The organism is Streptomyces sp. JL2001 (assembly GCF_050917515.1).
Lineage (GTDB): Bacteria > Actinomycetota > Actinomycetes > Streptomycetales > Streptomycetaceae > Streptomyces.
In genome coordinates this window covers 6,444,427-6,457,775 of record NZ_CP169421.1, presented here as the reverse complement: position 1 = coordinate 6,457,775, position 13,349 = coordinate 6,444,427, and the positions used below count along the sequence as shown (strand labels likewise).

The 13,349-nt window shown below is 72.5% G+C and carries 13 protein-coding genes; 7 read left to right on the top strand and 6 right to left on the bottom strand.

Going from position 1 to position 13,349, the window contains the following annotated elements; translation table 11 throughout:
• Positions 1-5: 5 nt before the first annotated feature.
• The gene (locus tag ACE1OA_RS28865; RefSeq protein WP_356600886.1) at positions 6-437 is read right to left on the bottom strand and encodes a DUF948 domain-containing protein; all 432 of its coding nucleotides are present in this window, start codon (positions 435-437) and stop codon (positions 6-8) included.
• Positions 438-607: 170 nt separating this feature from the next.
• Here ACE1OA_RS28865 and ACE1OA_RS28860 point away from each other — a divergent pair, with 170 nt between their 5' ends.
• On the top strand, positions 608-2,764 hold the full coding sequence (locus ACE1OA_RS28860; protein WP_356600888.1) for an ATP-binding protein: 2,157 nt from the start codon (positions 608-610) through the stop codon (positions 2,762-2,764).
• A gap of 34 nt (positions 2,765-2,798) precedes the next feature.
• Here ACE1OA_RS28860 and rpsD read toward each other — a convergent pair whose 3' ends face one another.
• Positions 2,799-3,413 carry a 30S ribosomal protein S4 gene (gene rpsD, locus ACE1OA_RS28855; protein ID WP_147977107.1) on the bottom strand — a complete coding sequence of 205 codons (615 nt, stop codon included), beginning with the start codon at positions 3,411-3,413 and terminating at the stop codon, positions 2,799-2,801.
• A 194-nt stretch (positions 3,414-3,607) separates the two neighbouring features.
• Between rpsD and ACE1OA_RS28850 the strand changes: the two genes are divergently transcribed.
• Positions 3,608-4,312 (top strand): DUF2470 domain-containing protein, encoded by a 705-nt coding sequence (locus tag ACE1OA_RS28850; protein WP_356600891.1) that lies wholly within the window; start codon positions 3,608-3,610, stop codon positions 4,310-4,312.
• Positions 4,313-4,387: 75 nt separating this feature from the next.
• Here the strand turns inward: ACE1OA_RS28850 and ACE1OA_RS28845 are convergent, their stop codons facing one another.
• Together ACE1OA_RS28845 and ACE1OA_RS28840 are read right to left on the bottom strand one after the other, a co-directional pair.
• On the bottom strand, positions 4,388-5,740 hold the full coding sequence (locus tag ACE1OA_RS28845) for a replication-associated recombination protein A (protein ID WP_356600893.1): 1,353 nt from the start codon (positions 5,738-5,740) through the stop codon (positions 4,388-4,390).
• Between the two features lie 118 nt (positions 5,741-5,858).
• On the bottom strand, positions 5,859-6,482 hold the full coding sequence (locus ACE1OA_RS28840; protein ID WP_356600895.1) for a vitamin K epoxide reductase family protein: 624 nt from the start codon (positions 6,480-6,482) through the stop codon (positions 5,859-5,861).
• Between the two features lie 138 nt (positions 6,483-6,620).
• Here ACE1OA_RS28840 and ACE1OA_RS28835 point away from each other — a divergent pair, with 138 nt between their 5' ends.
• From ACE1OA_RS28835 to ACE1OA_RS28820, 4 genes are read left to right on the top strand one after another with little or no spacing between them, the layout of a single operon-like run.
• Complete coding sequence (locus tag ACE1OA_RS28835; protein ID WP_356600897.1) at positions 6,621-7,487, top strand: ABC transporter ATP-binding protein; 867 nt, start codon at positions 6,621-6,623, stop codon at positions 7,485-7,487.
• Positions 7,484-8,353: an ABC transporter permease gene (locus ACE1OA_RS28830; RefSeq protein ID WP_432753598.1), complete on the top strand. Its 870-nt coding sequence runs from the start codon at positions 7,484-7,486 to the stop codon at positions 8,351-8,353. The genes ACE1OA_RS28835 and ACE1OA_RS28830 overlap by 4 nt, the downstream gene beginning before the upstream one ends.
• Positions 8,350-9,555, top strand: a complete 1,206-nt coding sequence (locus tag ACE1OA_RS28825; RefSeq protein ID WP_356600901.1) for a sensor histidine kinase — start codon at positions 8,350-8,352, stop codon at positions 9,553-9,555. Before ACE1OA_RS28830 ends, ACE1OA_RS28825 begins: the two co-directional genes overlap by 4 nt.
• Positions 9,552-10,196 (top strand): response regulator, encoded by a 645-nt coding sequence (locus ACE1OA_RS28820; protein ID WP_386544232.1) that lies wholly within the window; start codon positions 9,552-9,554, stop codon positions 10,194-10,196. The genes ACE1OA_RS28825 and ACE1OA_RS28820 overlap by 4 nt, the downstream gene beginning before the upstream one ends.
• A gap of 123 nt (positions 10,197-10,319) precedes the next feature.
• Here ACE1OA_RS28820 and hisS read toward each other — a convergent pair whose 3' ends face one another.
• On the bottom strand, positions 10,320-11,582 hold the full coding sequence (hisS, locus tag ACE1OA_RS28815) for a histidine--tRNA ligase (RefSeq protein WP_386544230.1): 1,263 nt from the start codon (positions 11,580-11,582) through the stop codon (positions 10,320-10,322).
• A gap of 11 nt (positions 11,583-11,593) precedes the next feature.
• Entirely contained in the window at positions 11,594-12,301 is a 708-nt protein-coding gene (locus ACE1OA_RS28810) for an MBL fold metallo-hydrolase (protein ID WP_356600907.1), read from the bottom strand.
• Positions 12,302-12,455: 154 nt separating this feature from the next.
• Here ACE1OA_RS28810 and ACE1OA_RS28805 point away from each other — a divergent pair, with 154 nt between their 5' ends.
• Positions 12,456-13,244 carry a peptidylprolyl isomerase gene (locus tag ACE1OA_RS28805; protein ID WP_356600909.1) on the top strand — a complete coding sequence of 263 codons (789 nt, stop codon included), beginning with the start codon at positions 12,456-12,458 and terminating at the stop codon, positions 13,242-13,244.
• Positions 13,245-13,349: the final 105 nt, after the last annotated feature.

The window sequence follows — 13,349 nt, the reverse complement described above, 5'->3', positions numbered from 1 at the left end:
GAGGCTCAGCCCTTCTGCTTCCGGCGCCGCGCCGGCGGCACCGTGCGACCGACGAAGACGGTACGTGGCGAGGGTGCCTGGGGTGCCCCGTCCCGGTTCCGGCCGAGCGCCTTGCGCACGCCGTAGCCGAACGCGGCGACCTTCACGAGGGGACCGCCGAAGGTGGAGGCGACCGTGGTCGAGAGTGCCGAGGCGTTCGAGGTGACTTCCTGGACGTCCGAGGTGATCGCGTCGACCCGGTCGAGCTGCGTCTGCGCCGACCGCACGGTCGCGGAGGCGTCGCCGAGCAGCGGCACCGCCTGTTCGGTCACGTCGGCCACCAGTCTGGTGGTCGCCTTGAGCGTCTGCGCCAGCCTCACCAGCACCACGGCGAGGAAGGAGACGAGAATCGCCCAGAACACGGCCACCAGGATCCCGGCAACCTCTCCACCGGTCACTCCGCACCACTCTCTGCTGTCGTCGGGCACTTGCCAAAAGTCGTCCTCCGACCCTATCGCGCCCGTGGTCTTGCGCCGTACCGCATTACGGCGGGCATCGCGGCTCGTGGGAGGGGGATCGCGCGATCCGATTGTACGGAGCGCGTGCGGCTGGGTACGCTCCGTGTCCCATGCGAAGGAGTAACCTCCCCGCGGAGCTGAACCGGTTCGTCGGACGGTCGGGCGAGCGGAGCGAACTGGCCCGGCTGCTCGGTGAATTCCGCCTGGTCACCGTGGTGGGCGTGGGCGGCGTCGGCAAGACGCGGCTGGCGTTCTCCGTGGCCGCCGGGACGGAGGGGCGGCACGCCGACGGGGTGCGGGTGGCCGCGCTGTCGGCGCTGCGGGATCCGGGCCTGGTGGCCCATGCCCTGGTCGAGGCGCTGGGCCTGACGGACCACACGCTGCGCGCGCCGCGCGAACTGCTCGTGGAACACCTGGCCGACCGCCGGCTGCTGCTGGTCGTGGACGGCTTCGAGCACCTCGTCGAGGCGTGCGCCCCGCTGCTCCGGGACCTGCTGACCGCCTGCCCCGGGCTGACCGTGCTGGCGGTGGGACGCCGGCCGCTGCGGCTGGACGGGGAGGCGGTCTTCACCCTGCCGCCGATGGGCGACGAGGACGCGCTCGCCCTGTTCGCCGAACGGGTCGCGGCGACGGGCGCGGCCCCGCCGGCCACGTCGGGCGGGGACGCCGGCGCCGTACGGGAGTTGTGCCGGCGGCTCGACGGGATCCCGCTGGCCCTGGAGCTCGCGGCCGCCCGGATGCCGCTGCTCACGGTCGAGCAGATGCTGCACCGGTTCGACGACCGCTTCCGGCTGCTCACGGCCGGCACCCGCGGGGCCCTGCCCCGCCACCAGACGCTGCGTACGGCGATCGGCTGGAGCCACGAGCTGTGCACGCCCGGGGAACGGCTGCTCTGGGCGCGGCTCTCGGTGTTCGCCGGGCCCTTCGACCTGGACGCGGTGGAGTACGTCTGCGGGGGCCCCGACCTCCCGGCCGAGCGGGTCCTGGAGGTGCTGGGCGAGCTGCTCGCGCAGTCGCTGGTGTCGCGGGTGGACACGCCCGCGGGGCCGCGCTACCGGATGCTGGGCACGGTCGCCGCGTACGGGGCGCAGTGGCTGGCGGAGCTGGGGGACGGCGAGCGGATGCGCCGCCGGCACCGCGACTGGTACATGGGGCTGGCGACCTGGTGCGAGCTGGAGTGGTTCAGCCCGCGGCAGGCCGAGGTCGCGGCCTGCACCGAGGTCGCGCTGCCCAACCTCCGGGCGGCCCTGGAGCTGTGTCTGGAGCAGCCGGACGAGGCGCACCTGGCGCAGCACCTGGCGGGCACGCTGTGGTTCTACTGGGCGGGCTGCGGGCGGCTCTCGGAGGGCCGGCTCTGGCTGGACCGCGCGCTGACGTTCGACTCGGAGCACGAGGACGCCCGGCTGAAGGCCCTGTGGGTGCTCGGCTACGTGGCGATCCTGCAGGGGGACGGCACGGCGGCGGTGGCGGCGCTCCACGAGTGCGGCGAGCGGGCGCGGGCCACCGGGAACCGGTTGGCGCAGGCGTACGCCACGCACCGGATGGGCTGCCTGGCGCTGCTCTCGGACGACATGCCCCGGGCGGAGCGGCTGATCGGCGAGGCGCTGGCGGCGTACCGGGAACTGGGCGAGTTGAACAGCAACGTGCTGATGGGCCAGGTCGAGCTGGCGATGGCCCGGGTGTTCCAGGGGGACCTGGAGGGCGCGGCGGCGCTGTGCGAGGAGGTCCGGGAGATCTGCGAGGAGCGCGGCGAGCGCTGGACCCGGGCGTACGCGCTCTACGTGCTGGCCTACGCGGCGTGGACCCGGGACGACCAGGGCGAGGCGCGCCGGCTGCTGTCCGAGTGCATCACCATCGACCACGCCTTCCACGACCTGGTGGGGCTGGTCCTCGCGATCGAGCTGCTGGCCCTGGTGACGGCGAGCGAGGGCGACGCGGCGGAGGCCGCGGTGCTGCAGGGGGCCACGATCCCGATGTGGGACGCGGTGGGTCTGCGGCTGTTCGGTTCGGTGTCCTTCGGCGGGCCGCGCGCGCTGTGCGAGCGCGAGGCGGGCCGGCGGCTCGGGGTGGAGCGCTACGCGGCGTCCCTGCGCGAGGGGATGTCCCTCCCGCTGCACGTCGCGGTGGAGCGGGCGCTGCTGGAGCGGCGGGATCCGGCCACGGGCGCGAGGGGACCCGCGTATCCGCGCCCCTTCCGTACGACGGTCCCGGACACGCGGAAGCCCGCCGGCTCCCCCACCGGTAAGGGCGGGGAAGCGGCGGGCTGAGGACCGCGAGGTGCGCGGAGCTCCTACGCCTGGATCAGCGGGCGTAGTACTCGACGACCAGCTGCTCGTCGCAGATGACCGGGATTTCCTTGCGGTTCGGGTCGCGGTCGAGGCGGAAGGCCAGGGCCTTCAGGTTGACCTGCAGGTAGCGCGGGGTCTCACCGTCGGCGGCGAAGCCACCCTCACGGGAGACCTGGAAGAGCGGCTTCTCGCGCGAGCGCTCGCGGACCATCACGACGTCGTCGGGACGGACGCGGAACGACGGCTTGTCGACCTTGCCACCGTTGACCTGGATGTGACCGTGCACGACCATCTGGCGGGCCTGGTAGATGGTGCGGGCGATGCCCGAACGCAGGACCAGGGCGTCGAGGCGACGCTCGAGCTCGACGACCAGCGCCTCGCCCGTCTTGCCCTCGGCCTTCTTGGCGCGGTCGTAGGCGCGCGCCATCTGGCGCTCGCTGATGTCGTACTGCGCACGCAGGCGCTGCTTCTCGAGCAGACGGACCTTGTAGTCCGAGTTCTGCTTGCGGCCACGGCCGTGCTCGCCCGGCGGGTACGGGCGGGCTTCGAAGTACTTGACAGCCTTCGGCGTCAGCGCGATACCGAGCGCACGCGACTTCTTGACCTTGGGACGCGACTGGTTAGGCACGTTCTCCAGACCTCCGTTGTAGGTTAGGTTAGGCTCACCTTACTCAAGGAGATCGCATGTCTCGCCCTGGGAACACCACGCGCATCACAGACAGCAGCACAAAGAACGATGCTTCATCCTTGGATGGCATCGATGTGACGGAGGTCCGATCAGCTCATGGTCAGCCGCGTCCCAGCGGGCTTGAAATCGCACGGATGCCGTCAGCAGCCGAGCGCACACGAACTCTCGTACAGAGTACATGCTCCGCGGTGCTGCTCGTCCCCGGGGCCTCGGCCGCCCGTCCCGAGCAGCTGACCCCCCAGGCCCGGGCGATCGGCCCGGACGGCGAGATCCTCCTGCTGTTCCCGGCCGACGCACCGCCGGTGCGGGCCGCGACCCATGCCCAGGACGACGAACTGGCCGTCGTGCTGGAGCTCACGGACGTGGCGCCGGTCTCCGTCCCGCACCGTATCCGGGGGCGGGCCTGGGTCTCCGGGTGGCTGACCTGCCTGCCCGGGGTCGCCGAGCCCGGCAGCATGATGCTGCGCCTTGAGGTGGGCGAGGCGAGCGTGGACGACCTGTGGGGCACCGCCCCGGTCGACGCCGAGGCGTTCGCCGCGGCGGCTCCCGACCCGCTGCACGCCCACGAGACCGAGCTCCTCCAGCACCTGCATGCGGCACACGGCGAGCAGGTGCGCGCGCTGAGCGGCCTGCTCGGCGAGCGCTCGGCGGCGATGGCCCCGACGCGCGACGTGGCCCCCCTGGCCCTGGACCGGTTCGGCCTCCGGGTCCGCTTCTCCTCGGGACCCCAGCAGTGCTTCGACGCGCGCTTCGACTTCCCCGAGCCGGTACGGGACGTCTCCGGCCTGCGCCGCGAGATGCACCGCCTCTTCGACGCGGCCCGGTCCGACCGCTCCTGACCGTCAGGGGCATCCGGCCGGCAGTCCCCGCGACGCCCGCCCCCGGCGGAGGCGAAGGGGAGCCCGCACCCGGCCTCAGCCGTCGCCCTTCAGGCGCTCGCGGACCTTCTCCACGACGTCCGCGTAACGCGCCTCCGCGCCGTAGCGCGTCGGCTCGTAGTACCGCCTGCCGTGGACCGCGTCCGGGGCGTACTGCTGAGCGGCGATGCCGCCCGGCACGTCGTGCGGGTACACGTACCCCTGCGCGTGGCCGAGCTTGGCCGCGCCCTTGTAGTGGCCGTCCCGCAGATGCGCCGGGACCGGACCGGCCAGGCCGTTCCGCACGTCCGCCCGGGCCGCGAAGATCGCGGTGGTCGCCGCGTTCGACTTGGGGGCCAGGGCGAGGGCGATCGTGGCGTGGCTCAGCGTGAGGGCGGCCTCCGGAAAGCCGATCAGCGCGACGGCCTGGGCCGCGGCGACGGCCGTCGGCAGAGCCGTCGGGTCGGCGAGGCCGATGTCCTCGCTGGCCGAGATCATCAGGCGCCGGGCGATGAACCGGGGGTCCTCCCCCGCCTCGATCATCCGGGCCAGGTAGTGCAGTGCCGCGTCCACGTCCGAGCCGCGGATCGACTTGATCAGCGCGCTGGCCACGTCGTAGTGCTGGTCGCCGTCCCGGTCGTACGTCACCGCGGCGCGGTCGACGGTCTCCTCGACCGTCTGGAGGGTGATCTCCTGCTCGCTCTTGGCGAGCGCCGAGCCCGCGGCCGCCTCCAGGGCGGTCAGCGCCCGCCGGGCGTCCCCTCCGGCGATCCGCAGCAGGTGCGCCTCGGCGTCCTCGGGCAGGGTGACCGCCCCGCCGAGCCCGCGCTCGTCCGTCAGGGCCCGCCGCAGCAGGTCGCGCAGGTCGTCGTCGGTGAGCGACTCCAGGGTGAGGAGCAGGGAGCGCGAGAGCAGCGGGGAGATGATCGAGAAGTAGGGGTTCTCCGTGGTCGCCGCGATCAGCGTCACCCAGCGGTTCTCCACCGCCGGGAGCAGCGAGTCCTGCTGGGCCTTGGAGAAGCGGTGGATCTCGTCCAGGAAGAGGACGGTCTCCTTGCCGTAGCCGCCGGCCGCACGCCGCGCCCCGTCGATGACGGCGCGGACCTCCTTGACCCCCGCGGTGATCGCGGAGAGCTCCACGAAACGCTTGTTGGTGGCCTTGGAGACCACGTACGCGAGGGTCGTCTTGCCGATGCCGGGCGGCCCCCAGAGGATCACCGACGAGGCGCCGGCCGGTCCGCCGCCGCCTTCGCCGACCAGGCGGCGGAGCGGCGATCCGGGCTTCAGCAGATGCTGCTGGCCGAGGACCTCGTCCAGGGTGCGCGGGCGCATCCGGACGGCCAGGGGGCTGCTGGACGGGTCCTTCTCCTGGCGTTCTTCGGCGGCTGCGGTAAAGAGGTCGGGCTCCACAGTGATGAAGCCTAAGTCAGGGCACCGACAACCCCGCCCGGCGGACCGCCCCGCGAGGGGCGTCCAGGGCGCGGGTCGCCGGGCCGGGCCAGGACCGCCCGGCGGCGCCGGTCCGGCCTCAGCTGGTCCAGAAGTCCCACCAGCGGGTCAGGATCAGCATGCCGATGATCCCGATGTGCAGCACCGGCAGCACCCAGGTGAACTCGTCGAAGAAGGTCCGCAGGCCCCGGGGAGCCGGGATGACCCCCGAGCGGACGTTCTGCGAGGTGACGTACCAGAACATGACGATGGTGGCGACCCAGGCGAGGCAGCACCACAGGCACAGCGAGTTGATCTCGTACAGCGACTGCTGCATCAGCCAGGTGCAGAAGCCGACGCCGAACAGCGTGCCTGCGTTCAGGCCGAGCCAGTACCAGCGGCGGTAGCGGGCGCCGGCGAGGAGCGCGACGCCGATCGCGACGACCATGGCGTAGGTGACGAGGCCGAGCATGGGGTTCGGGAAGCCGAACACCGACGCCTGGTCGCTCTTCATGATGTTGCCGCAGGAGACGACCGGGTTCAGGCTGCAGCCCGGCGTGAAGTTCGGGTCCTCCAGCAGCTTGAACTTGTCGATCGTGATGACCCACGCGGCGAGCAGCCCGGCGGCGCCGGTGATCACCAGCAGCCAGGCGAAGGCCCGGCTCGCCCCGATCGTGCGGCCGTCGCGCTCCCCGGACACCTGGTCAACCGCTGCGTTCGTCATATCCGCCGTTCCGTCGCTCGCTGCCTGCCTCTGGGCACGGTCATTCTGCCGCACGGGCGGCGCTGTCCACCGTTCGGTGGACAGAAGAAGGACCGGTGGACGGGCAGGGAATCCCGCATTCCGCAGGACGCTCGACCCATGACGGACACGGACACGGAATTCGCGGTACGGGTACGGGGGCTTCGCAAGCGGTACGGCGACGTCACCGCGGTGGACGGTCTCGACCTGGGCATCCGCCACGGCGAGGTCTTCGGCATCCTGGGCCCCAACGGGGCGGGCAAGAGCACCACGGTCGAGATCCTCCAGGGACACCGGTCCCGCGACGCGGGCGAGGTGTCGGTGCTCGGCGCCGACCCGGCCGAGGGGAACCGGTCGTGGCGCGCGCGGGTCGGCATCGTCTGGCAGGACGAGTCGGCGCCGGCCGAGCTGACGGTGCGGGAGACGGTCGGGCACTTCGCCCGCTACTACCCCTCGCCCCGGGACCCGGAGGAGACGATCGCCCTGGTCGGCCTGGCGGAGAAGGCGGACAGCCGGATCAAGGCGCTGTCCGGCGGCCAGCGGCGCCGGCTGGACGTGGCGCTCGGGGTGATCGGCGGACCGGAGCTGCTGCTGCTCGACGAGCCGACGACCGGGTTCGACCCGGCGGCCCGCCGGCAGTTCTGGGAGCTGATCCGGCGGCTGGCGGCCGAGGGCACCACGATCCTGCTCACCACGCACTACCTGGAGGAGGCGGAGGCGCTCGCGGACCGGCTGGCCGTGGTCTCGGCCGGCCGGGTGGTGGCCGAGGGACCGCCCGGGCGGCTGCGCGACGAGCACGGCTCCGGCGCGACGGTCTCCTGGACCGAGGCCGACGGCTCGCCGCGGAGCGAGGACACGGTCACGCCCACCCGCACCGTCGCCGCGCTCATGGCGCGCTTCGACGGCGAGATCCCCGGGCTGGCGATCGGCCGGCCCACGCTCGAGGACGTCTATCTGCGCCTGACCGGACAGGAGGTGGCCCGATGACCGCCACGACGACAGGGAAGGGCGCCGCGGCGGAGGCCACCGCGCCGGGACGGGCGGGGCGCGGCACCTCGGCGCTCGCGTGGTCCCTCGGACTGAGCCGGGGCGCACTGGAGCTGAAGCAGTTCTTCCGGATGCGCGAGCAGGTGGTCTTCACCTTCGCCTTCCCGATCGTCTTCCTCTTCCTCTTCGCGTCGATCTTCGGCGACGAGATGGAGGGCACGGGCACGACGGCCGCCCAGCACTACGTGGCGTCGATGATCGCCGCCGGCATCATGTCGACCAGCTTCCAGTCGCTGGGGATCTCGATCGCGGTCGAGCGGGACGAGAAGCAGCTGCGCCGTCTGCGCGGCACGCCGATGCCCCCGGCCGCGTACTTCCTCGGCAAGGTGTGGCTGGTCCTCGTCACCTGCCTGCTGGAGACGGCGGTGCTGCTCGCCTTCGGCACCACGCTGTACGACGTCGACCTGCCGGGCGACCTGACGGGCTGGCTGACCTTCGGCTGGATCTTCCTGCTCGGCCTGACGGGCTGTTCGCTGCTGGGCATCGCGATCAGCAGCGTGCCCCGGTCGGCGAAGAGCGCCACCTCGGTGGTCGTCCTGCCCTTCCTGGTCCTGCAGTTCGTGTCCGGGGTGTACATCCTCGTCGACGCGCTGCCGGACTGGATGCTGACCGCCGGCTCGGTCTTCCCGCTGAAATGGATGGTGCAGGGGCTGCGCGGGGTGTTCCTGCCGGACGCGGCGGCGGTGCTGGAACCGGCGGGCAGCTGGGAATTCGGCCGCATCGCCCTGGTCCTGGGCGCGTGGTGCGTCGGAGGATTGCTGCTGTGCCTGCTGACATTCCGCTGGAAGAACCGCGACGACGCATGAGCGAGCCCGCCGGTGCCCGGGACTCGGACGTCCACGACCGGACGTTCTGGAACTGGGACGCGTACTTCGCCGTCGTCTGGGTGGGCACGCTGGCCTTCGCGCTCGGCGCGGAGCACCCGGCGTGGCCCGTCCGGCTGGCGGCCGCCGGCGTGTTCTGCCTGCTGGTGCCCTGGTACCTGCTGGCGGGCCGGCCGCTGATGGTGGCCGGCCGGCAGGACGACACCGCCGCCGTGCGGCGGTACCTCGCGGGGGCGCTCGCGGTGTACCTGACGGCGGCGGTCCTGGTCGGGGAGACCCGGCTGGCCGCCTTCCTCCTGGTGCCGCAGTGCTTCATGCTGCTGCGGGTCGGCTCCGCCCGGCTCGCGGTGACCGTCGTCAATCTGGTGCCGGTGGCCGGCTGGGCGCTGGTGTGGCGGCCCGCGGCGGCCGACGTCTTCCTCAACTCCGTCTTCGCCGCCGTCACCTGCTGCTTCTCGGTCGTGCTCGGCACCTGGATCATCCGGGTCGTGGACCAGAGCGAGGAGCGGGGCCGGCTCATCGCGGAGCTGGACGCGAGCCGGGAGGAGGTGGCCCGGCTGTCGGCGGAGCACGGCGCGCTCGCGGAGCGGGCGCGGCTGTCCCGGGAGATCCACGACACCCTCGCCCAGGGGTTCACCAGCCTGCTGATGCTGGTGCAGGCCGTGCAGTCGGAGTTGGACCGGGACCCCGGGGCGGCCCGGCGCCACCTGGACCTGATGGCGGACACCGCCCGGCAGAACCTCGCCGAGGCGCGCGCCCTGGTCGCGGACGGCGCCCCGGCGGACCTCGCGGGCGGCTCGCTCGCCGAGGCCCTGCGCCGCCTGACCGGCCGTCACGAGGCGGCCGCGGCCCTGACCGTCACCGGAACCGAACGCGCCCTGCCGGCCGCCCTCGAAGTGGTCGCCCTGCGCTCCTGCCAGGAGGCACTGTCCAACGCCCGCAAGCACGCCGGGCCTTCGGCCGCCGTCACCGTGTCCCTGCACTACGCCGAGCGGTCGCTGCTCCTCTCCGTACGGGACGAGGGGCGCGGGTTCGATCCCGCGGCACCGCACGGGGGGTACGGGCTGAGCGGACTGCGGGCGCGCGCGACGGAGGTCGGCGGGGCCGCGGCCGTACGCAGCGGTCCGGGCCAGGGCACCACCGTCACCGTCGAACTGCCCGTCCCTGCCTGGAGTCCCGCATGACCACGCCCCTCTCCCCCATCCGTGTCCTGCTCGCCGACGACCATCCCGTCGTGCGGGAGGGGCTGCGCGGCATGCTCGCCGCCGAACCCGGCCTCGACGTGGTCGGCGAGGCGTCCAGCGGGCCCGTCGCGGAGGCGCTGTGCGCCGAGCTCATGCCCGACATCGTGCTGATGGACCTGCGGATGCCGGGGGGCGGGGGTGTCGACTCGATCCGGCGGATCACGGCGGCGGGACTGCCGTGCCGGGTGATCGTGCTGACCACCTACGAGACGGACGGGGACATCCTGCGGGCCGTCGAGGCGGGGGCGGCGGGCTACCTGCTGAAGGACCTGGCCCGGGGCGAGCTCGCCGACGCGATCAGGGCGGCGGCCCGGGGCGAGACCGTCCTGGCCCCGTCGGTGGCGGCCCGTCTGGTCGACCAGCTCCGGGCCAGACCGGAGCGCCCGCGGCTGTCGGAGCGCGAGCGGGCGGTGCTCCGGCTGGTCGCGGAGGGCTGCACGAACGCCGAGATCGGGCGCCGGCTGCACATCGGGGAGTCGACGGTGAAGACCCACCTCCTGCGGGCCTTCGGCAAGCTCGGGGTGGACGACCGCACGGCGGCGGTGACGAGCGCGCTGCGGCACGGCCTGCTCGACGGCTGAGCCGGGCGGCAGGAAACGCGCTCCCGGGAGCGGCCTGACGGGATGCGAGGGCCGCTCCCCGCCGGGACGGCCGAGGGGCCCGGGCCGCGGTCGCGGTCCGGGCCCCTCGGGCGTACGCCGTGGTCAGGCCAGCTTCGCCCGGACCGCCTCGACCAGCTCGTCGAGGGCGACCGCGCTCTGCTCGCCGGACTCCATGTCCTTGAGCTGGACGACGCCGTCGGCGAGGTCGCGCTCGCCGGCGACGACCGCGTAGCGGGCGCCGGAGCGGTTGGCGTCCTTCATCGCGCCCTTCAGGCCCTTGCCGCCGAAGGAGAAGTCCGCCGCCACGCCGGCCCTGCGCAGCTCCGTGATCTTGCCGAAGAGCACCCGGCGCGCCTCGTCGCCGATCGCCACCGCGTAGACGGTGGTGGCCGCGGGGAGGTCGAGCTCGACGCCCTCCGCCTCCAGCGCGAGGACCGTGCGGTCCACGCCGAGGGCCCAGCCGACCGACGGGAGCGCGGGGCCACCGATCATCTCGGAGAGGCCGTCGTAGCGCCCGCCGCCGCCGACCGCGGACTGGGAGCCCAGACCGTCGTGGACGAACTCGAAGGTCGTGCGCGTGTAGTAGTCGAGACCGCGGACCAGCTTCTCGTCGTCCTCGAACACGACGCCCGCGGCGCCGACCAGCCCGCGCACCTCCTCGTGGTACGCCTTGCAGGCGTCGCACAGGTAGTCGCGCAGCAGCGGCGCGCCCACCAGCTGCTTCTGCACGGACTCGCGCTTGTCGTCGAGCACGCGCAGCGGGTTGATCTCGGCGCGGCGCAGCGTCTCCTCGTCGAGGTCGAGGCCGCGCAGGAAGGACTGGAGGGCCTCGCGGTACACCGGGCGGCACTCCTTGTCGCCCAGGGAGTTCAGCAGGATGCGGAAGTTCCGCAGGCCCAGCGAACGGTAGGCCTGGTCGGCCAGGATGATCAGCTCGGCGTCCAGGGCCGGGTCCTCGGCACCGATCGCCTCGGCGCCGACCTGCGAGAAGTGGCGATAGCGGCCCGCCTGGGCCCGCTCGTAGCGGTAGTACGAGCCGGAGTACCAGAGCTTGACCGGCAGGTTGCCGAGCTTGTGCAGGTTGCCCTGGAGCGCGGCGCGCAGGACGGACGCGGTGCCCTCCGGCCGCAGGGCGAGCTCGTCGCCGCCCTTGGTCGTGAGGGTGTACATCTCCTTGGTCACGATGTCGGTGGACTCGCCGACGCCGCGGGAGAACAGCTTCACGTCCTCGAAGCCGGGGGTCTCGACGTAGCCGTACCCGGAGTTCCGCAGCGGAGCCGAGATCGCCTCGCGCACCGCCAGGAACGTGGCGGAGCGGGGCGGGGTCAGGTCGTACGTGCCCTTGGGGGCCTTGAAGGTGCTCACGTGGATCTTCGTCACATTCCTCGTCGGGGAGCCTTCGCGCTCCCGAGGCCGGCGGCCACGTCCCGCAGATAGGGGTTCGTGGCGCGCTCCTGGCCGATGGTCGTCTGGGGACCGTGTCCCGACAGCACCACGGTCGAGTTGTCGAGCGGCAGGCACACGCGGGCCAGCGATTCGAGCATCTCGTCCATGTCACCGCCGGGCAGGTCGGTGCGTCCGATGGAGCCGGCGAACAGCAGATCCCCGGAGAAGAACACGGAGGGGATCTCCGTGCTCTCGGGCATCCGGAAGGTCACCGACCCCTTGGTATGACCGGGCGCGTGCGCGACGGAGAACTCCAGACCGGCCAGGTCCAGCTTCGCGCCGTCGGTGAGCTCGTGCACGTCGTCCGGCTCGCCCACGGTCAGCTCACCCATGAGCGGCATCCCGATGGAGCGGCCGAGGGCCTTCTCCGGGTCGCTCATCATGTAGCGGTCGGCGGGATGGATCCAGGCGGGCACGTCATGGGCTCCGCACACCGGGACGACCGAGGCGACATGGTCGATGTGGCCGTGGGTGAGCACGACGGCGACGGGCTTGAGCCGATGCTTCCTGAGCGTCTCCTCGACTCCCTGGGCGGCCTGGTGGCCCGGGTCGATGATCACGCACTCCTCGCCTGCGGCGGGGGCGACCAGATAGCAGTTGGTCCCCCAGGCCCCGGCGGGGAACCCGGCAATAAGCACGATCGTCCTCAGTGTGTCGTCCGACGGGAAGGCCGCCTTGTCGAAAGGCGACAGCTCAGAGCCTACCGGCGCTGCGTATTCCACAGCCAACCCGTATACGGTACGGGCACACCCGGCCCGGGCAGGAACATACGAGCGACAAGGAGCAGACCCGGTGGTCAGCAGCGATCAGCGGCGGCGGCAGCTCGCCAGGGAGAAGTACCAGCGGCAGCAGCAGCGGCGGCAGGAGGCGCAGCAGAAGGCACGGCGCCGCAACACCGTCATCGCGGCCGCGCTGGCCGTGGTCCTCGCCGCGGGCGGCGCGGTGTACGCCTCGGTGGCCCTGACGGACGACAAGGACAAGGGCGCGGACAACGCGGCGCCGAGCAACACCCCGGAGCCCACGGAGACCGAGTCGCAGGCGCCCGAGCCCAAGCTGTCCATCGATCAGAAGGCCACGTACACGATGGCCCTGAAGACGAACCTGGGCGAGATCTCCTTCGCCATGGACGCGGCGAAGACCCCGCGGACGGTGAACTCGTTCAAGCACCTGGCGGACAAGAAGTACTTCGACGGGACGAAGTGCCACCGGCTCACCACGGAGGGCATCTTCGTCCTGCAGTGCGGTGACCCGAAGGGCGACGGCACCGGCGGCCCGGGCTACACCATCCCGGACGAGAACCTGGGCGCGCTGGGCAAGGCGGGCGCCGACGGCGCGGTGACCTACCCGGCCGGCACGGTGGCGATGGCCAACACCGGCCAGCCCGGCACCGGTGGCAGCCAGTTCTTCCTCGTCTACAAGGACACCAAGCTGCCGCCGAGCTACACCCCCTTCGGCACGATCGACGCGGTCGGCCTCGCGGTCGTGAAGGACGTGGCCGCGGGCGGCGTGGAGGGCGGCGCCAAGGACGGCGCGCCCAAGAAGGCCGTCACCGTCGAGAAGGCCACCGTCGTCAAGAAGTGACGCGCAGCGCGACCGTTCAATTTCGGTCGCGCTGAGAGCGGACAGCCGGGCGGCCGTTCGCCTAGATTGGCGTTGTGCAGTGCGGGCCGGGTCTCGCGCTGTGGA

Excerpts from the sequence above, each read along its gene's own strand:
- ACE1OA_RS28850 (WP_356600891.1), top strand. The coding sequence starts at position 3,608 with ATGCCGTCAGCAGCCGAGCGCACACGAACTCTCGTACAGAGTACATGC.
- ACE1OA_RS28820 (WP_386544232.1), top strand. The coding sequence starts at position 9,552 with ATGACCACGCCCCTCTCCCCCATCCGTGTCCTGCTCGCCGACGACCAT.
- ACE1OA_RS28840 (WP_356600895.1), bottom strand. The coding sequence starts at position 6,482 with ATGACGAACGCAGCGGTTGACCAGGTGTCCGGGGAGCGCGACGGCCGC.
- ACE1OA_RS28830 (WP_432753598.1), top strand. The coding sequence starts at position 7,484 with ATGACCGCCACGACGACAGGGAAGGGCGCCGCGGCGGAGGCCACCGCG.
- ACE1OA_RS28860 (WP_356600888.1), top strand. The coding sequence starts at position 608 with ATGCGAAGGAGTAACCTCCCCGCGGAGCTGAACCGGTTCGTCGGACGG.
- ACE1OA_RS28825 (WP_356600901.1), top strand. The coding sequence starts at position 8,350 with ATGAGCGAGCCCGCCGGTGCCCGGGACTCGGACGTCCACGACCGGACG.
- ACE1OA_RS28835 (WP_356600897.1), top strand. The coding sequence starts at position 6,621 with ATGACGGACACGGACACGGAATTCGCGGTACGGGTACGGGGGCTTCGC.